The sequence below is a fragment of the Segatella maculosa OT 289 genome, assembly GCF_000243015.1.
In the GTDB taxonomy this organism is placed as follows: Bacteria; Bacteroidota; Bacteroidia; order Bacteroidales; family Bacteroidaceae; genus Prevotella; species Prevotella maculosa.
In genome coordinates this window covers 150,260-170,423 of the sequence record NZ_JH594504.1, presented here as the reverse complement: position 1 = coordinate 170,423, position 20,164 = coordinate 150,260, and the positions used below count along the sequence as shown (strand labels likewise).

General features: G+C 47.6%; 15 protein-coding genes. 4 read left to right on the top strand and 11 right to left on the bottom strand.

The window, feature by feature from the left end; translation table 11 throughout:
• Window positions 1–97: 97 nt before the first annotated feature.
• Complete coding sequence (locus HMPREF9944_RS08070) at window positions 98–517, bottom strand: hypothetical protein (RefSeq protein WP_155814643.1); 420 nt, start codon at window positions 515–517, stop codon at window positions 98–100.
• Window positions 518–1,082: 565 nt separating this feature from the next.
• Here HMPREF9944_RS08070 and porZ point away from each other — a divergent pair.
• From porZ to HMPREF9944_RS08050, 4 genes are all read left to right on the top strand, one after another.
• The gene (gene porZ / locus HMPREF9944_RS08065) at window positions 1,083–3,134 is read left to right on the top strand and encodes a type IX secretion system anionic LPS delivery protein PorZ (protein WP_008565652.1); all 2,052 of its coding nucleotides are present in this window, start codon (window positions 1,083–1,085) and stop codon (window positions 3,132–3,134) included.
• Entirely contained in the window at window positions 3,110–4,570 is a 1,461-nt protein-coding gene (locus HMPREF9944_RS08060; RefSeq protein ID WP_008565651.1) for a hypothetical protein, read from the top strand. The genes porZ and HMPREF9944_RS08060 overlap by 25 nt, the downstream gene beginning before the upstream one ends.
• Window positions 4,567–6,006: an oligosaccharide flippase family protein gene (locus tag HMPREF9944_RS08055; protein ID WP_008565650.1), complete on the top strand. Its 1,440-nt coding sequence runs from the start codon at window positions 4,567–4,569 to the stop codon at window positions 6,004–6,006. The genes HMPREF9944_RS08060 and HMPREF9944_RS08055 overlap by 4 nt, the downstream gene beginning before the upstream one ends.
• Before the next feature lie 668 nt (window positions 6,007–6,674).
• Entirely contained in the window at window positions 6,675–7,550 is an 876-nt protein-coding gene (locus HMPREF9944_RS08050) for a PfkB family carbohydrate kinase (RefSeq protein ID WP_008565649.1), read from the top strand.
• Window positions 7,551–7,652: 102 nt separating this feature from the next.
• Here the strand turns inward: HMPREF9944_RS08050 and HMPREF9944_RS08045 are convergent, their stop codons facing one another.
• The 10 genes from HMPREF9944_RS08045 to HMPREF9944_RS08000 all read right to left on the bottom strand — a co-directional run bounded on the left by HMPREF9944_RS08045 (window position 7,653) and on the right by HMPREF9944_RS08000 (window position 19,849).
• Complete coding sequence (locus HMPREF9944_RS08045; protein WP_008565648.1) at window positions 7,653–8,393, bottom strand: hypothetical protein; 741 nt, start codon at window positions 8,391–8,393, stop codon at window positions 7,653–7,655.
• Window positions 8,394–8,420: 27 nt separating this feature from the next.
• Complete coding sequence (locus HMPREF9944_RS08040) at window positions 8,421–10,124, bottom strand: hypothetical protein (RefSeq protein WP_008565647.1); 1,704 nt, start codon at window positions 10,122–10,124, stop codon at window positions 8,421–8,423.
• A 21-nt stretch (window positions 10,125–10,145) separates the two neighbouring features.
• Window positions 10,146–11,342 (bottom strand): hypothetical protein, encoded by a 1,197-nt coding sequence (locus tag HMPREF9944_RS08035; protein ID WP_008565644.1) that lies wholly within the window; start codon window positions 11,340–11,342, stop codon window positions 10,146–10,148.
• Window positions 11,343–11,354: 12 nt separating this feature from the next.
• Complete coding sequence (locus tag HMPREF9944_RS08030) at window positions 11,355–13,796, bottom strand: TonB-dependent hemoglobin/transferrin/lactoferrin family receptor (RefSeq protein ID WP_244861136.1); 2,442 nt, start codon at window positions 13,794–13,796, stop codon at window positions 11,355–11,357.
• Between the two features lie 5 nt (window positions 13,797–13,801).
• Entirely contained in the window at window positions 13,802–14,395 is a 594-nt protein-coding gene (locus tag HMPREF9944_RS08025) for a hypothetical protein (RefSeq protein WP_008565642.1), read from the bottom strand.
• A complete protein-coding gene (locus HMPREF9944_RS08020; protein WP_008565641.1) occupies window positions 14,392–15,441 on the bottom strand; it encodes a hypothetical protein in 1,050 nt (349 codons plus the stop codon). The genes HMPREF9944_RS08025 and HMPREF9944_RS08020 overlap by 4 nt, the downstream gene beginning before the upstream one ends.
• Before the next feature lie 78 nt (window positions 15,442–15,519).
• A complete protein-coding gene (locus HMPREF9944_RS08015; protein ID WP_008565640.1) occupies window positions 15,520–16,101 on the bottom strand; it encodes a hypothetical protein in 582 nt (193 codons plus the stop codon).
• A gap of 49 nt (window positions 16,102–16,150) precedes the next feature.
• Window positions 16,151–16,762, bottom strand: coding sequence for a hypothetical protein (locus tag HMPREF9944_RS08010; RefSeq protein WP_008565639.1), 612 nt, complete (start codon window positions 16,760–16,762; stop codon window positions 16,151–16,153).
• Between the two features lie 20 nt (window positions 16,763–16,782).
• Window positions 16,783–17,559 (bottom strand): class I SAM-dependent methyltransferase, encoded by a 777-nt coding sequence (locus tag HMPREF9944_RS08005; protein WP_025830271.1) that lies wholly within the window; start codon window positions 17,557–17,559, stop codon window positions 16,783–16,785.
• Window positions 17,560–17,626: 67 nt separating this feature from the next.
• The gene (locus HMPREF9944_RS08000; RefSeq protein ID WP_008565637.1) at window positions 17,627–19,849 is read right to left on the bottom strand and encodes a TonB-dependent receptor family protein; all 2,223 of its coding nucleotides are present in this window, start codon (window positions 19,847–19,849) and stop codon (window positions 17,627–17,629) included.
• Window positions 19,850–20,164 lie beyond the last annotated feature (315 nt).

Sequence of the window (20,164 nt, the reverse complement as noted above, 5' to 3'; positions counted from 1 at the left end):
TCCTTTTCTGTAATAGCCTGTCTTTTGAGTATATTATCAGATTACTTTGGAGCATAAAGAAGATGTTTATTCTTATAGATATCATTAATTCATTTAGTCAACAGAAGGCTACATCATAAGCACCAATCTCAACGATTTTGAATTTATTGCCTTGCTTGTGTATTTTTATCCCACAACCATGCTCTTCGTCATGTTTATTCCTGTACCCTAAGCCATATAGTTCTGGCTCATTCTGTTCAAACAAGACGTATATTGCCATTAGTTCGATATCCAAATCTTCGATGTCCGAAGCATCATTCCTTTTGGAGACATACTCTTTTGCAGCTCCAAACGCAATGCCATTCCAACGATGCCACTCATTAAGAAATCTGGCAATTCTATCTTTGTAATTATTAGTAAGTTCTTCTTCTGATGCATTTAAATCATCAGATAAGACTAACTGTACACTCTTTAACCCTTCGATAAAGACCGTCATGGTCAAATTATCTTCAAAATTAATATCTTCTCCTTTGATCATCGAAACATTCATTATGTTAAGTCCGGCAAATTTAGAAGAATGCGAACTATATGCCTATTGTTCTTTGCACATTGATGCATGGCTTCTTTGAAAACAAGTAATATGCAGCAATGGTTCATCGCTGTGCGTGTTGCTGTCATTGTCGTTCACATATTCATTTGTTTTTAGTGTTATTTTCTTTCATCCCAATAATTAAGGGAGCTGTTAATCTTTTCCGAAGTAGCTTTTCACCACAACAAAGATGGTAAATATTTGTCTATTACGCAAATAAACATACGTTTATTTTCTTGTGAATTGCATTTTAATCCCAATAAGTACAAGGAGGTTTACAATGAATCTACATATAGTGAGTCCGACGGACGCACATTAAAATATGGTGTGATGGCGCAATTAACAGGCTCATATATTAGGAAATTCTAAAAGAAAACTATAATTTTGTAGCATCAAGTTGAGCGTTCTTCGTTCAACTCCACACTTAATTGAATATCAATCAAAGTATAACCTGCTTGAATATGGGGAATACAGTAATAGGAAAAGAACGCTATCGTTCCTTAAACCATTAGTCATGACAAAGACCATTAAACGCTATTTTCATCAAACCTTTCGCGATTTCCACAGCATATCCCTCTCCTTCCGCTTCGGAAAGGCGTTGGGAGTGGGGCTTTTCCTGCTCCTTTCCTCCTTCACTTGGCGTTCTTACCTCTCTTACTCTACGCCCCAGCAAATCGTTCAAGCCGAAGGGGGGCTCATTTACGTGTTGGCCAGCAACGGACTCTATGCTTATAACCCCAAAGATCAAAGCGTACGCACGTTCGACAAGGTAAACGGGCTCTCCGATTGCAACATTTCGCACATCGCTTACAACAAGGTCTCACACCGATTGCTGATTGTTTATGCCAATCAGAACATCGACTTGATGGACCGTTCGGGCGAAGTGACCAATCTCAGTGCCTATCATAACACGACGATGACGGCCGACAAGACCGTCAACAGCATTTATCTCTCGGGCCGTTACGCCTATCTGGCAACGGGTTTCGGCATCGTTAAGCTCAACACGGCGGCCGTTGAAGTCAGTGATACCTACAATCTGGGCTTCTCGGTCGACTATATTTATATCCGCAACAACGCGTTCTTTGCGGCCTCAGCCAAGCAAGGTGTCTACTCGGCCCAGCTGACTGCGAACCTTGCCGACAGGAACAACTGGCACCGCGTGGGCAATTATGTGGCTCCGACTCCTGAAGATCAATCCGCACTATGGGCGAAAGTGGCCAACGCCAATCCCGGAGGTCCGCGCTATAACCACTTCGGTTTCATGCGTTTCCACAAGGGAAAGCTCTACACTTGCGGTGGTTATGGTGCACCTTTCAGGCCGGGAACGATACAAGTGTTGGGCGGAAATACGTGGCAAATCTATGAAGACGCGGCGCAAATCCAACCGAAAACCGGGCTAAGCTATCAAGACATCTATTGCATCGACATCGACCCGAAGGACGAAAACCACCTTTTTGCCGGTGCACGTAACGGACTTTATGAATTTCAGGACGGGCATTTCAAAGCCTTTTACAATCATAAAAATGCTCCGATCGGCTTTTCTACCAACGACAAAAGCAAGGAATACGAGTTGGTGACCGGCCTGAAATTCGATGCCAATGCCAGTCTTTGGCTCTTCAACAGCCAGTCGCAAACCGCCTCATTGCTGCAATATTCCGATCGGAAATGGACCACTCACACCGCCCCCGCACTGATGAGTTTCAACGGAAGAAGCCTTGCCAACGCCGAAAAACTCATGTTCGACAGTCGCGGTCGCCTGTGGTTTGTCAACAACAACTGGACACTTGCCTCGCTCTACTCCTATCAACCGGAAAGCAAAACGCTGCATGCTTTCACCTCATTCACGAACGAAGACGGGACTACATTGAAGGAATTGTGGAACGTGCGCTGTGTCGTTGAAGACAAAGAAGGCAACATCTGGATCGGAACCAACGTGGGGCCGCTGATGCTTCCCCCTAATCAATTCGACAGCAACAGCCCGGTTTTCCAGCAAATAAAGGTGCCCCGCAACGACGGAACAGGCTATGCCGACTATCTTCTCAGCGGCGTTGACATCACAGCCATGGCCATCGATGGGGCCAACCGCAAGTGGTTTGCCACCAATGGCAACGGGGTTTACCTCGTCAGCAGCAATAACATTGAAGAGCTGCGCCACTTTACGGCAGAGAATAGTCCGCTACTTTCCAACGCCATTGAGAGCATTTCCATCAACGATGTCACGGGCGAAGTGTTCTTCGGCACTGATCAAGGACTGTGTTCCTGCAGGGCCGACGCCACAGAAGCACAGGAAGAAATGACCGAAGCGAGCGTTTATGCCTATCCGAATCCTGTCCGACCGGACTATACGGGGCCGATTCATGTGACCGGGCTCACCTATAATGCCGACGTGAAAATCACGACTTCCAACGGAACCCTCGTGAAAGAGGGGCGCAGCAACGGCGGACTTTTCACATGGGACGGCTGCGACAAGCAGGGAAAGCGAGTGGCTTCGGGCATTTATATGGTCGAAACGGCCACGCAAGACGGTAAGAAAGGTGTCGTATGCAAGATTGCAATCCTCAACTAAATCTATCCGATAGGTTGTCACGACAATGGGCAGTGTGGCTCATTGTCCTTACAATTCCCGTCGTATGCTATGGGATTACGCTCCTCATGCCCACCTTCGACGACTTCACTTACTTTACGGCTCCCTACCCAAAGAGCCTTTCCGATCGGCTCATTCCCTTCGGTTCGTATTGGCGTCTCTTTGATGCGCTCTTCGGATATTTCATCGAACGCCACGTCGGACTGTTCCCCTTGGCCAACCATCTCTGTGTCTTCGCGGGCCATATAGGCAACACCTTTTTGCTATATCGGCTTTTGGAGCGACTGAAGGTCGGCCCTTTGGCCCGCAATTTCGGGCTGCTTTACTTTTATATGGCACCCGGAGTGCTGGGGACGGTCTTGGATATCGACTCCCTCAACCAGACCTATTCCCTGCTGTTCGACCTCATGGGATTGCTTTGTTTTGTTACTTTAGCAGGGCGATGGCGGCTTGTTGGGTGGATAGTCTGCACGTATGTGGCGACCCTTTTCAAGGAAAACGGCATCATGTGGTTTGTCATCACGCCGCTGTTGGCAAGCATGCTCCTTCACTGTTCAAAGAAAACCGTTTCTCGTTTTGTGGCCGTCGGCATGTGCTGTGCCCTGCTTTATGTCGCTGTCCGGTTGAGTTTCCCGGTCAACCACAGCCCCTTTAACCATGAATATATAGAGACGACGTTCGTTGCAAAACTCAAAGACCTCTTCGCTTTCATTGGTCTGACCTTCCTTCCTTTGGACTATGTGGCCCTTGTTCACGACAGAAACTATCTTTGGGCCGCTTGTTCAGCGGTGTTCACGCTGTCTTTTTTCGGCTATGTCTCGGTCAAAAACCACCGGACCCTACTCGGGAAAACAGGGCTCCTCCTGCTGCTTTGTGTGCTCATTGCAGCCGCTCCCCATCTCGTAACCGTTTTTACGGCGATGCATGCTTACGGCCTGATGCCCCTGATGGCCATGTTGTGGGCACTCATCATCAACCGCCTTCCGCGCAAACTGCTCCTGCTTTCGCTGATGACGGTAAGCCTTTTCACGATAATCCTCATCGATTTGCACCACTGGAATGAGACCCGTTTATCGGGACAACGCCAAGAACGGCTTTCCAAACAAGCGCTCCGTGTGTTGGGAGCGCCTGTGGATAGTGTTTTTAGTATCAACATTGTCGATGACTATCGCAAGTATTCCACCTTCTGTGTGCGCCCAACCGACGCCTTTGCATGGGGGAACGGCGTGCAGTTGATGACTGCCTATCGCTGGCCAAAAACATGGGAAGACGTCTCTATTCCCGAGGAACAACGTCGCCGGGTGCCCGAAATTGCCGACAGTGCCTACCGCGTGGGCTTCCGAAAAGTGCTGCTCATCAGCCATGAAACGGTGACACTCGTTGCCAAAAGAAACGCTCAAGACAAGCAAGAACCATGAAACCGACCGACAACAACAGCTATCGACATATTCTGAAATACACGGGTATCTTCGGAGGTGTGCAGGGATTGAACATTCTGATGGGCGTGGTACGCAACAAGATCGTGGCCGTGCTGCTGGGAACCGACGGCATGGGGCTCATTTCACTGTTCAACAGCACGGTAAGGCTCGTGTCCGACGCCACCAATCTCGGCCTTTCCATGAGTGCCGTCCGTGAACTTTCGGCGGCTTATGAGCAGGGAGACAAGCTGATTTTGCAGCAGAAAATACGGATTATCCGTACATGGAGCCTGCTCACTGCCCTTGCCGGAATGCTTGTTTGCATGGTTCTCGCACCGTTGTTCAATCGTTTCACTTTCGCTTGGGGCGACCATACCCTGCATTTCGTCGCACTTTCACCGACAATAGCCTTTCTTTCGCTCGCAGCGGGCGAGACTTCGATTCTCAAAGCCACCCGACAACTGCGTCGACTTGCCCTGCTTTCCGTCTATGGTGTGCTGGGTGCGCTCCTCACCTCCGTTCCCTTGTTCTACATCTGGCGGCAGGCAGCCATCGTTCCCGCCATTGTCATCGCCGCAGTCATTCAACTTTTGCTGGTCATCACGTTCTCCCTGCGTCTTTATCCCCTTGACATCAGGTTCAACCGCCGCACCCTTCGCGAGGGATATGGCATGGTGAGCCTCGGTGTGGCATTCGTTATGGCGGGGATTTTGGGCAGTGCGGCCGACTTCATCATTCGAAGTTACCTCTCACATGCAGGGGAACTCCACACCGTGGGCCTTTATAATGTGGGCTTTATGGTCACGATGACCTATGCCGGCATGGTTTTTCATGGCATGGAGACCGACTATTTCCCGCGACTTTCAGGGGTTAAGCACACCGGAACCACGCTCAACATTCTCGTCAACCGCCAGATTGAGGTCAGCATACTGCTCATTTCGCCGCTTCTGGTGGCCATGACGGTGGCCCTTCCGCTCCTTGTTCCCCTGCTTTTCAGCCAAGAATTCGGGCCCGTCATCGGCATGATGCGTGGCAGCATCCTTGCCATGTACCTGCGTGCGCTGTCACTTCCCATTGAATATATCGCCCTTTCGCGCGGCAATTCCCGTGCCTATCTCGTGCAAGAAGGCTTTGCCGCCGTCCTACTTGTCGTGTCCGTCGTCACGGGTTTCCACTTCGGAGGCCTCACGGCCACGGGCTATTCCATCACGATTGCCACGCTCTTGGAACTCATTTTCGTGCTCTTTCTCACCTATTATAAGTATGGTTACCGCCTGTCCCGGCGTGCTTTTCGGCTCATGCTGCTGCAAACGGGTCTCGGCCTCGCCACGCTTCTTTCCGTTCTCGGCCTCGATGGCCTCGCTTACTGGCTCGTCGGGGCCGCGCTTGTCGGCGTGAGTGGGACCCTGAGTTGGCGACTATGCCGCCCAACATAGGGCCCTCCCGCCCCGTTTGTCCGCCTAATCGGTTTCCCATCTCAGCCATTTTGCGCGGTGAAATGGCTGAGATTGCGTGGTAATATGGGCCATATTGCACGCTAATATGGCTGACATTGGAACGCGATATGTAAGCCGTTGATTATCAATATCGCCAACACTCCGCTCCGTTTGAATGTATGTAGGGACGCACGGTTCGTGCGTCCACTCGTGTTTCAGTTGACAGTTAACGAGTAGACAGGTGGACAAGGTGATTGTTCCGCGTTGCGCGGACGCACGAGCCGTGCGTCCCTACATACCCGTCATGGCTATATTAATGCACAAAATGATTGAGATGGCGAGCTACGCGAACGCATGTAGGGACGCACGGCTCGTGCGTCCGTTCGCGTTTCAATTGACAGTTGACGAGTAAACGGGGGAATAAGTTGTACGAGGCGCGCGTTCCTACGGCCCCACCACTGCCGTTTTGCAGACACATGAAGGTATGAAATGGAGGAAGGGAGGCCCGATTAGAGGCTTCCTTGCGCCAAAGATAATGCTTTTTGCAGTCGAATGCAAACCCGATATGAATGATATTGCCGGCCAAAGAATACTAAAAAGCGGCATAAAGTTTTCGTGTTTGAATATTTTTTGTACCTTTGCAATATTCAACATCAGTGGAACAGCGAATGAAAGATATATGCTGTGTGGGGCATATCACCCGCGACAAGATCGTGACTCCGCGCAAAACCGTTTACATGGCGGGCGGAACTGCCTTCTATATGGCCTATGGTATCAACCACTTGCCACATGACATTGCGTTCCAATTGGTCACAAAAACGGGACCGGAATCGCTTGATGAGGTGGCCCGTATGCGTCAGAAAGGCATCGAAGTGCAGTGCTTTGAGAGTCCGCATAGCGTATATTTTGAGAACCGATATGGCCTCGATAGCAACCGAAGAACGCAGCGCGTGCTGGCCAAGGCGGCCCCTTTCACGATGGCAGAAATGCAGTCTTTGGAGGCCAAAGTGTTCCATCTGGGCAGCTTGTTGGCTGATGATTTCCCGCCAGAAGTGGTCAGATTCCTTTCCACAAAAGGCCGTATTTCGATTGATGTGCAGGGCTATTTGCGCGAAGTGCGGGGCGAAAACGTGTATCATGTGGACTGGAAAGACAAGCGGGAAATCCTTTCTTGCACCGATATTCTCAAGCTCAACGAACATGAAATGGCAGTGATTGCCAACTCGAAGAACCCACGCAAGGTGGCTTTGCAGCTGGCCGAACTGGGCGTAAAAGAGGTGATTATCACCTTAGGCAGCTATGGAAGCCTCATCTATGCCGACAACCGGTTTTATGAAATCCCTGCCTACAAGCCCCGGGAAGTGGTGGATGTCACCGGATGTGGCGACACCTACTCAGCCGGTTACCTGTATATGCGCAGTCTCGGGGCCGATTATGCCGAGTCGGGCCGGTTCGCTGCCGCCATGTGTACATCGAAATTGGAGCACAACGGCCCCTATGACGGGGATTATGCAACGGTGGTTGCCCGTGCCAAAACACTATAAATACGTAGAAACACAGCTGTAAGAACACACGGACCGTGCGTCCCTACAGCGCAGTGTACATACTTTAGCGGGGAGAAGTCCCCGCTGTCAGCTTCTGTTTGTCTATTTCTCCGGTTCAAAACCCATCAGGAACAAGCCGTCGGACAGCTCTACCAGAAGCGAAAGTTCGCTATCTGTGAGTTTATTCACCCGCACATTCTTCATCTCCAAGGGTCCGATGGGAATCCGTGTGCTGATGGTTAGCACCTTATTGCTGATGGTCCACGTTCCTTTATCATCGAAATGCTTCATCGGACTCGACACGGTGAAGATGAATTTGCCGCCGGTTTCGAACTTGAAAGTCTTCTGTGCTTCGCCTGCGAGCCTGTCGTAAGGCGTTTTATCGCTGTTCTTTATGAGCACACGCGACTTCTTTGCTACTGAGTTCCACGCCTGTTTTGTCAGCAAACTCTGCAGTTGTTGCTCTGTCAATTGCTGTGTTGCAGCCGGTATTTTCAGTTCTTTGACGGTCTTACCGCGCTCGTTTTCTTGAACAACGACCTTCAGAATCTGCTCGTAGCCCACCAATTGTTCCACCTTAAACAGGGCTGTTCCCTTGTCGTCGGCAAAGCCTTCGGCAAGCACCTGTCCGCGAACTGTGGCATAAACCAACTGCACATGGGTGTTGGCATCAAGCTTGTTCACGGCTATCGTGGCCGTTTTTGCTTTCTCATCAAGGTTCATTTGCACCACGGGTTCCTGTTTCCCACTGGGCGCATCGTCGTCTTTCGAACACGAAACCATGGTTACGACCCCCATCAACAGACAGAGAACGGCTAAAAAATTACATACATTCTTTTTCATTGTCAATTATTTTAATCATTAAAAAAGTTAATTATATATTTTATCTCCTTCCACTCCGTAGTTTCCATTACCGTCGCTCACCAACCAAGAAGGCTTGTTTTCAATCACCGTTTTATTGGAAATATCTTGAAAATAAATTTGATATTCCCTGGAAAACTTCCGCTTTGGCCTTTTGAAAGCACTCTTTTTAAGGTTCTTCGGCAAGATAATCTTTCTTACGGCAAACTCATCTTCGGCCGTATCGTCAATAAACAAAGACTCAAGTTGCGTGCAACGGCTCAAATCAACCACCTCAGCTTTCAGGTTATATAAACTTATCCGTTTCAGTGTTGCAGGGAAAGTGATATGCTTGAACATCGGTATCGGCTTGCCATTTCTATCGATACTCCCTATATAAATATGGCCCGAAGTGAGCTTTGTGTGCGAGAAATCGAGGTATTTCACGTCTCCGAAGGCACTTGAAGGGAAGAGATAGATAGAGTCTACCTGTGTCGGTAGCTTCATATTTGCCGAGATAAACTTCCCGTTTGAATAGACTTTGAGCTTCGTAAGGCGTGAGTAATCGAACGAATCGTCGTCTTTATAGGGTACATTTCCCGAGCCTCCGATATACAGTTCCTCGATGTTTGCAGGCAAATCTTTTGTTGCCACCGCAGTGAAATCGGGGTTATACGAGAAGAATTTGAGTTTGTTCAGTCTTGAAAGTCCTTCAAGTTCGACGCTTGTCTGCGGGGCATCGGCCCGCGAGGTATATCCTCCTACGGTCAAAGTGTCAATCTTATCGTTCAAAACTATCTTCTTTAAAGAGCGTGTCATGGACGAGGTTTCAATCACATAGAGCTTATGTAACGACGAATGGGCAACGTCCAAGCGTTTGAACCCCTTGTTCTCTTCCGTGTTGGTTGACAGTGCCAAGTATTGAAGCGCCTTGTTATTGACAATCAATTGCTCGTCGGCAGCATCCGAATTCTCAATGTCTATCCGCTTTGCATGAATGTCGTTGAGATTGGCATTGGTGTAAACGCCATGCTTCAGCTCCAAGGATTTCATCGTATGCGCAGGCGTTTTGAGGTTCGAAAGATTGACACCATCGAACAGAAGTGTTTCCAATCGGTTGTTCTTCGACAGGTCGTAACCGGCCATATCGATAGGTTTGAAGGGCTTAGAAGTGAACCACCACTCGTATTTTTCCTTGTTGGCAACGAGCGAAAACACCTTTAATTGCGTGAGTTTATCAAGGTCTTTCACCTTAGAAACAAAGCAAGAAGGAAACGCCAACGTCTCCAATGCGGGATAATTGGCCAGTCCCCACAACGTAACTTCCTTGTTGGTGTATTTCAATCCCACGTAATCATAGAACTCACTTAGGACTTTCAATTGGCTCGGTGCAACCTCATCGTCGTTCTTTACCTTTAAGAATAGCGTGTCACCGCTTTCAAGAATGTAGCCACAGCCATGTGTCAAGGCTTCTTGATAGAACTTCTTATACTTGGCCCAAAGCGCTTTTTGCGTTGCAGCATCAGTGATTTTTGCAATGCCTTTCCTTGCTTCTTCGAAACGATAAGTAGCTAAATACGTGTCAATTCGCTCTTTCATATAGTCCTGATACTCGGCAGAATTCTCGTTCAAATCGATGTCTTGCGTGACAAGGTTCAGGATTTCGCCCTTCTCACACGATGCAAACAGGGCCACACTAAGCAGCGATAAAATGGTATATACAAACTTTTTCATATTCAATCTGGCTTTCTTTGTTTAATTCAATTGGCGAACAGCGTCCTTGATTCCCACGAATTTAGAAGTGTCGGGCATCGGAGTCTTCAGCATAAACACGTAGTGTGTCTCTTGTTCCGACGTAACTCTGAACCAAGCGCCTTTGCTTGTGTTCTTCACAAGCTCTAAGATATAATAGAAATGTCTCCATAAATAAATTCCTTTCTCGGGCGTTTTGGAAGGCACGAAGACCGCCTGCGACTTGTCGGTGATAAGGTTGAACAACACTTCTCCCATGCCGAGATGCGGCATTTCGTCGGTCTCTACGATGATTTTACTGCCATTTATCCGCCAAGTTGCATTCACTATGGGATAGTTATCTTCGTATAAATCGTTCCAATTCTTCATCAATGCGTCTTTCATCAGCTTCGGAACCTGAATAAACGCCTTATTATCTTTTCCCAAAGATAGCTTCAATCCATAGAAGAAAGCAGGCGTCTTGGTCAGCAAATCCTCAACAAACAACGAGCGAACCGACAGTTGTGCGTCGTCTTCGGCTTCGTCTTTGTTCTCCGTTTTATATGAAATTGTCTCCCAAGAAGTGTTGACATAGTTTGCCAAAGACAGCGGATTATGGCTCACGGGCATTGTGGAAAACCAGTCTTGGCTTGTGGATTTGCCGATACCGGGAAACTCTTTTTGCGGGTTATCGCCATAGATGGAGGTGTTATTATAGAAGTCTATCATCAGAACACGGTCGCCCACGTCAATCAATGCCGTCAAGATACTGACATTATCTTTGGCCTGTAGGTCTTTCACCTTAAGCTTCATGTTGATATATCCCACGGGAGTTTTCGTGTCAACGACAATAGAATTCTTCTCGGTTGTAGAGACTTTCCACTTTCCCTGACAGAAGATATAAGACTTTTCTCCAAGCGGTGGTTGGAACAAAAGCGTGGAACTGCCGTCGCGTCTCAGTTCCATTCCCATCCAAGCCATCATATATAACATGCTTTCAAAGGGCGAAGAAGCCTTCTCTTTGAACTTTGTCGTGGTCCAGACGGTGGTGTTTTCGATGCCGATGTTCTTGTACCAAGTCACGTTTGTCAGCTTCTGAACAATGGGATTGCTAAGGTCCGGCGTGCTGCTTGTCTCGTATACGTCGATTGTATCGCGTTGGTCGCAAGCAGAAAAGAGGATTGTCGCAAGCAAACTTGCTATGATTACGGTCTTTTTCATTTATTTATTTGTTTATAGTTTATATTCAAGTGCCAAAGAAACATATCTTTTAGGACGGGAAAACCTGCTTAATGACTTCTTTCCGTCCTGAAAGAAGTAGTTGATGTTAGAGAGTAAGGCCGGATTTGTCAGTTGTCTCAAATCGTCCCAACGTAGGTATTCGCTGTTGAGGATATTGTAAATGCCCGCCCTCACGGTCAGGTTGCGGGTTATTTTGTAATATCCATAGGCATCAAAAGTGTAAGCATTGCTCATGAATGAGGCCGGATAGCGTCGTATCAGCTCTTTCCCTGCGGCGTCTTTGTCCCAGAATGTGGTCTGAGAAACGGGCTTTGCAAAATAAAGATTGGCCTTCGCATTCACCTGCCAGCGTGCTTTTGGGGCCGTATACTCCAGTCCGATGTTTCCGGTCAACGGCTGAATGCCCAGCATACTCATTCCCGATGAAGACCTTCCTTCGGCATAACTGAAGGCAGAAGAAACCATGAAGCCTTTCAATATTCCCGTCCATTCTTCGGGATAAAACTGCAACGCGACATCGAAGCCTTTGAGATTGGCCGATGTTTGGTTGACATTCTTCACGTAGGAAATGTTCTTGGGCGTCTGCATCAGCGGCTCCTTCACCGTTAATGTGCCTTGTTTCAACTCGATAAAGTCGGCATAATGGTTATAATAGAAGCTTAATAAATAGCCGAAGCCCCAGCCCTTGCCACTCAACTCCAACTCATGATTGTAGGATTTCTCGGCTTTCAAGGCCCTGTTCGACAGGACAACGAATGATGGCCACGCACTGTAGAACTGGAAATACTGCTCTTCTGTGTTGGGAACTCTAAAGCCCGTAGAGAACCGATACGATGCATTCAGGAGCTGACTGTGGGCATACGACACGATACCTAAGAACGAAAAGCCGGCTTCCTTGTCGTCGATGGGGTCGAAATTCATTACAGCTCCCTGCATGTTCTGCAGGAGATAATGGATATATCCAAGGTTTTGTCCCTCGCTTTTTCGGTCGTCTTTCGTAGTAAAGCGGTCGTATCTGGCCCCTAATTTCATGGTCAGTTTTTTGCCAAAGGCGATATCATCCATGAGAGAAACGCCGTAATTCAACCGTGTTATGGGGTTCAAGAATGAATAGGTCTGTGCAAACACGCCCATAGGTTCACCGTATCGGTAGACCTTTCCCATTCTGACAGTGTATCCGGTCACAGGGTCTGAGGCCTGTGGAGCCTCCATATCAACGTTCCGCGTATCGTTTTTTCGCCGCATTGCCATTGCAGTCAGGTTGAAGATATGCTGCCCAAAGGCCCCAAAATGAAACTTCTTGGAGTCCAACTCCAATCGAAACAAATGGTCTTTCGTTGCTTGTCCTCTGTATTTCGTGTGCTTTCCCTCATAAACAAGGGTCATTTCACTGTTCACAAGGTCGAAATTCGGTCGATAGAAGTCAGTCCATGAACTGGCATCCAAATAGGAATTCTGATGATGTACCTTGGTCGTCAACTTCCGAATAAGCCCCTTTTCGCTCAGAAAACGATAGGAAAACGACAGCGACTGACACAACGATTGATCGTGAGAATAATAGTATGGCTTCCCGTCTGCCGTGAAAGCATCAATCGGTTCCAATGTCCAAATGTCGGCATTTGTCTTTCTGTTCATCGCATAGAACGCCAAAACGAACCTGTGATTGGCGTTCGGTGCATAAGAAAGTTTGCCCAACCATGTTGCTTGATGAAAGTCCATTGGGTCTATTTGCGTAGAAGTGATGTTGCGGGTGAGCTTTCCATGTGAGAAATTCCGCAGTTCATTGCCATCCCGATGTGCTGCCATCAGGAGGGCATCAACATGCTTTAAGCGCACAGCTCCACCCAAAAGGTAGGTCCGAAGGTTCTCTTTTCCGTTGTAATTCACTGTAGACAACAGTCCCCAAGACTTGTTTTCACCTATCAAATCTCGGGCTTCTTTGGTCGCATAGTTCACCGTTCCGCCCAATGCTCCCGTTCCACTTGCGAAGGAATTGGCCCCTTTTTGTATCTCAACCGACGAGGCAAAGTAAGGGTCGAAGTCTATTCTTGAGGCATTGGAAAGCCCATATGAGCTGAAAACGACATTGTCTTGGATTTCCGGTTGCAGTACGCCGTCGATGCAAATAGCCACTCTGTTGGCCTCAACACCACGGATGGCAAAGCCTCGCATACCCCCTCTTGAACCCGAAACAGACACGCCTACCGATGGAATATAACGCACCAAGTCGTTCATGTCCATGGGCATCTCTACTTTAAGTTGCTCTGCCGTTCGCCGAATCTCGCCTACTTTCCGACCTTGTCTGTCAGCCGTGACAACAACTTCCTTTATCTGTTGCGTCTTTGTTGTATCCAATCTTGTCTGCTGGGCACTTGCTTTCAGTACTCCACCAAACAGAAGCAACAACATCAAGATATAACTATTGTGCTTCATCGTCATTAATTAATGAGTGTGAGTTCGGCCTTGAAAGGAAGAAACTCGTAGGTTCTTCCGCCACGTTTTATTTTCTCTTCGGTTTTAAAGGCCTCCTTATCACCCGGGAATTGAACGCGAATCAAGGTCAAAAGCCATTGTTTTTTCAACGTGTGTGCCCCCTTGTTGTTCGGCAGAAGCACGTCCTTATCGTCGGCAGGTGTCAGCTTAAAGGTCACGGAAAGGCGCTCGTCATTCATCTGAATGAACTGTTCGGGAATGTCTCTGAAGGTCAGTTCGCCCTTGGCAGCATTGTATTCGTAGAGCAATCCACGCAGTGGAATACGGCGAAAGCTGTTTTGGCTCCCTTCCATCATTGGCAATGTGAGTTCCGGTTTTGAGAAGTTTGCCACCTCGTTATTGATATCGAACCACAGATAAGACTTGCTTTCATTGATGATAAAGATACGAGATAGCAGACGATCATTGTCTGCAATGAGCGGAATGGAGCTGCTCTTGCTATATTCTTCGTTGCTGTCGAACTCTCGATTGATGCAACTACAGAAGGCCATCAGCATGCAGAAGCACAGCCAAACCTTTGATTTCGGGAAACGCGTCATAGCGGTTGAGCTGTTAATGTGAATGATTTAAACCCTTCATAGTAGGCAAATTTGAACTCGTCTGACCAGTAGTCAGTACTTCTTAGGTTCACCATTACATACAAACTAATACGAGGTTGCGAGAGAACGAGCTTGTTATCTTTCACCGAATAGGTGTATTCATAATACCATTCATGGGCAACATTGCCACGACCCGTAAAGAAATCGGCATTGTCTATCATGGGAACACGGAAGCAAATCTTATGACCATAGGTGTAACAACTGATGTTGTCTTCGGCCATTAGCTCTTGTTTCCAGTCGCCTGCACTGTCGAAACTCGATGAATAATCCACGATAATAGGTGCAAGGAAGAAGCGTTTTGCCGTGATGCTGTTGTTCTTATTGAAGTGAAAATCAAAGCTGAAATCTTTCAATTTCTTATAGGCATCCGAATAGAGGTCGGCTATATCCATCACATCTCGGTCAATATCGACCTTCCATTTCCATTGTTTGTTCAGCAACTCGGCAGGAAGCGGACCCAACTTGCTTTCCCTTTTCTTCATAATCTCCTTGACTTGGCGCTCCATTTCAGCCACTTTTGTCTGCAGATATTCATACTTTTTGCCCTTTCGCGCACGGTAGGGAAGCTCATGAAGTACGCTTTTACAGTTGATGATAATGCTGTTTTTACGGATATATCCGTCGTAGATAGTGCCCTTATTGAGTTCTGCTTCCATACTGTTTTGTATTCTTTTCAGTCGGATCGCCATTTTTATCATCGACTCATTGACGCGGATATCCTGATCGGTCAACAGGTTCTTGTCGCCTGAAACCAAATCCGACAGCACGAAATTCCTAAGATTTCGCTCGGTTTCGTCAGGATTTTCAAACCCTTCATAGAAGAGTTTATCAAAGCGGTCTGCAAGTTCTTGCTTTGCAACCAAGGCTCTCTCGTTTTCGTCTAACTCTGTTTTCGTACACCCAATGACAAGGAAACAGAGTGCTATCAGCGTGCTTCCGAGCACGATAGTCATGCCGTTCGGCTTGTTGTTTCTATTGAAGTTCATGTTGTTTATATTACAATTATAAATGAATAGTCAGATGAAGATACCGTATTCCAAGGGCTTATATTCCGTAAGACACCATTATTTACGCACGGCATCGATAACGATTGTCACGGGAAGTATCTTCGGTAACACTTTCAAGTCAAGCTTTCCGTCTTTGAAACTGCCGCTTGCTTGTGCCTTATCCGTATCGAATCCTTTCAGATCGGGAGGCAGAATGCCTTCCGGGAGCTTATCGGGATCGACTTCTTTTCCACCATTCGGCTTGGCCTTAAAAGTGCCTTTTACGGACTGGAGCCTGACGGTTCCGTCCTTTTCACGTCTCACGTCCATGACAAAATCTACCGAAACGGCAAACGGCATACGGGCTGTTGCACTCAATTTTCCGTCAGAATCGAACATCGGAGCATTGAATTTCTCGAAGTGAAAACGCACTTGTTTGTTGCCATTAATAGCTTCCAAGACAACGAGATGAGGCCCTTGGGCCATTTTCTTAGTTCCCATTGTCGGGGTTATTGTTGCCTGATAGGTTCCAACAACCATGCCGACGGCGGCCGAACTGTCTGAATCGTCATCGTTATTGCTGCATGATGCGGCCATGAGTGCAACCAAAACGAGCATTGAGAGCATGCTCATTAGCTGTTGAATTCGCTTTAAAAACATATCATTATAATTTTAAGTGATGGGTTATCTTTGTCTTTTTTCCTTTCATTCACTGCTTTTTACCTTGCCATTGCATCTTCATGGCCACGGGTAACATGAGATCTATCAAGGCAGAAACCTCGTTTTTCGAACGCAAGAAGTATCCTTCCAGCTCGGCATCATCGCTCTCCGGTAGCTCAAGCCCTATCTGTTTACCTTCGTCAGACGTTCGAACGATGCCGTCACGACCATGTAAACGAATGGTGTCGCCGATGCCTTCGGACAACAAAATGTCCATTTCAACACTGACATAAAGCGGCATGAAGTTCGTATGAAACTTGCTGATACTGAGATGTAACGACCCGTTTGCGTTGGTGGTGCAGCGCACCTGATGCTTGCCGGCCGTGAAATAGAGGAGCGGTTTGAGGCGCTCGGCATCATAATAAATCATCGATAGTCGCGAAGCATACTGTCCTTCGATGGCTTTTGCCAACGGACGTGTTCCCAAATCCTTGTCCATATACTCCTTTTTATTAGGCAACAGCGTTTCCGGATGCGCATAATCGTCGGACAGGAACGCTTCTTTCTCGCACGACAGCAGCAGCAACATGGAGCCAAGGATAATGCTGATGGCCCATGACGGACGAAGAGTTACGGGTTTGAAACCTCGATGCTTCATCATGATAATCCCTTTTTACGGTTCTATCGCTTACGCGCCACGATGCTGATGGCATTGATGTGACGGGCATGCTTGCGGAAAATACGTCGCATTTCAAGTACTCTCTTGCGGGCAACACCGTTCTTCAGCATTCTGAACAAGATGCAGATGAAACGCCAAAAGCCTTCGTCTGCTATCACACGCCCTGTTTCCAACAAGTGCATGGGCTTGCTTTCAACGAACGAAACCTCAAATCCGTTGTCTTCCAAGAGGCCTTTCCATTCAGCAAGCGTCAGTGGGCGGACATTCGTTTTTATTCCTTTAGCCAAGTCACTCTCTATCTCTTTGCGCACTTCTTGCGGGGTATCGTCAGGGAAAATACCTATTTCATGGATACCATACAGCCCTCCCGGGCGCAGTAAACGGGCGGCTTCGGCAATGATGGCCTGCTTTTGCGGATTGCTTTGCATGGTCAGCATGGCCTCTCCATACACCTTTGACGCACTGTTTTCAGGCAAACCGGTGTCTGAAGCGTTCCCAATGACAATCTTCATCTTGTCATCTTTCACATTGTCTTGAACGCGTTTCGCCGCTTCGGCATTGAGTTCAACAGCCACATAGCTGCGAGGGTGATGCGAAAGTGCCAGCTTTGCCGTGTAACCTAAGCCCGGAGCAAACTCCACAACATCGTCATTGGGAGTGATGTTCATTGCTTTCAGCATGATTTGCGTCAATGCCTTACCTCCCGGACGCAGCACTTTTTTTCCTAATTTTGCCAGCACCCAGTGGCCTTGTTCCATGTTCATGCGTTTCTCTACCATAGTTTTTCCGTTTTTATTGTTGTTATTATTCATGTTTATTTTAAGTTTATCATTGTTTAATTTCATTCTACCAACGCCACGTTAAGCCTGCAAACATACTCCGAGGTTGCCCGGGAATGAAGAATGTCAACTGCTTGGCAGTGAATTCGGGGAATGGAATTGCAGGCTGATGTATCTCATCACTGATGATATAACTCGAGGCATAACGTCGGTTGGCAATGTTTTTCAGCTCTACATAGAGGTTCCATTGGGTGCCGATCTGATAGCCTAAGCGGGCGTTCCACACGTGATATGCGGGCTGAAACATCGTGTTGGTGTGATCAATCGGGGTCTCTCCCGGTTTCAATTCCAAAGAGATTGATCCGTTCAAGCCGCAGGAATGCTGATAATCGAGCGAGGTATTGATGTAATGTTTCGGGACTCCCGCAAGATATTTACCATCATATTTGCCGCCTTTGAAGGTGAAACGACTGTAATCATACACTGCCCCTATCGTGAAACTACCTATATTATATCCGAAAAGATGGGGCTTACTTGCCATCTGTATGCCCACTTCCAGCCCCTGATGAACAGTGTTCGGATAGTTCTCCGTACGCTTTTGACCACGTACATAGTCCTTTATTTCAAGTATTTCATTGGCAACCCACGAGTGATAAAAAGCGACATTCCATGACAAACGGCTTAAACGTCCTTTGCTACCCAGCTCGAATGTGGTGGCTGTCTGCTTCTTTAAGGCAATGGAAAAGAGCTTCTTCGGACTGGTATTGATATTCGATGTCACCTCCGTTCCTACAAGTTCATCGAACGTCGGCGGCTCATAACTGTTGCTTACATTGGCAAACAGTTGGATATCCTTACGTCTGACAGGACTCCATATCAGCCCGATACGAGGATTGAAAGCCGTGAAGTGCTGCCGAAGCGTACTGTTTTGGGAATAGAAATACCGGTATTTCTTCGACATATGGCTGTACCATGGGCGAAGAGAAGGGTCGCCGAAGGCGTCTTTACTGTTGCGTTTGTTATACACACCATGCACATCCAGCACCGCATGTAGCTGGTCGTGAAGCGCATAGTCGGCTTCCGTGAAGACCGTAAAGTTGGCAGCATGTAACCTATCCCGGGCAAACATGAACGATGCTTTGCCGTCTTTATTGATGTGATAGCGGCGATCCATCCACCCAAAAGCACCCAAGACGCCGGCCGAGAGCCGCATTTTTGACATCGAAAGATGATAATAAAGCGTCGCACCGATATCGTTATTGAAGGAATGGGGAATGGAAATGGTGATGGGAAAAGCGAACCAATCGTCGGCATACTGATAGTAAACCGATGCCGAGAGATTGCTTTTTGCATTCAAAACAAACCCTGTTTGATTGGCAATCCTGAACATATCGACATTGCGATGCGGCCTGTCTCGCAATATGTTTGGGCCCATTGAGAACGGAAGGTCAACACCCGTGCTTACCTGTTTGGGGTCGGTCATGAGTTGGTCGAGGGTCAATGGTCCCGGCATTTGGAAGAAAAGATGCGTGAAATGCACGAAAGTTCTGTTCTCAACTGTTTGCTTTCGGTTTCTCCACCCTATGTTCACAGAAGCCGTCAGCCGTTGGTTTTTATTGTAAATACGATAACCTTCCTGCCGATTATAGGTCGAAGCTGCGAACATATCCCATGCACCGAGGCGCTTACCCATGCTGAATGTCAATCCAAAAGTACCGTAAGAGCCTCCTTCAAGCTTTACACTTGCAGTGCTATCCGTCAGTGCCGTGCGGCTTACAAAGTTCAAAGCACCACCCAATGTGCCTGCACCGAACCGCAAGGCATTGGCTCCTTTGAACACTTCTATATAGCGGGCGGTCATCGCATCCATGATACCTATGACATAAGAACCATCAGAAAAGTTCACAGGAATGCCGTCTTGAAGCAGATAAACGCCTCGCCTTTGAGGGTTACTCTGTATGCCTGAGCCTCTGATATTCAGGCGTGGCTGGTCGTTTGCACCAAAGAATTCCTGTATGATCACGCCGGGTTGCAGCCTCAAAGCCTCTTTCATGGTAGCCATTCGCTGATGGTCTGCATGGATTTCTACAAGAGATGTGCTACCGGCAATGCGCCTTTGATTGGCCAAGGCCTGCATGACATTGGGCGAAGTGAGGCTGTATCTGGCCCTTACCGACACTTCTTTCAACAAGATGACAGTGTCGTTTAAATGGCTTCTTTGCTGTGCATGCGCAGTGGAAAGAGGACTTATGAAGCACACAATGGCAAATATCGTTTGATGTAGGTTCAAGAAACCGTCCCTGTTTGTTATGATTTTAGAGCTGTCGGATATTGAAATCCAATCCCTATGCAAAGTTAAAACAATGTGAAAAAGGTAGAAGTAACAAATGAGACCGATAAAAATAAATACCTAATTGTTGTGATACGGGTCTGAAGAGAGGGTGCAGTTCGATAATGAGTGGGGAATATTTGCCGTTATTCATACATGGTTGTTTGAGTGGACGCACGGACCGTGCGTCCCTACATGCGTTTGCACGGCTCGTCCTCTCAACCATTTTACGCATTAATGAAGCTATGATGGGTATGTAGGGACGCACGGCTCGTG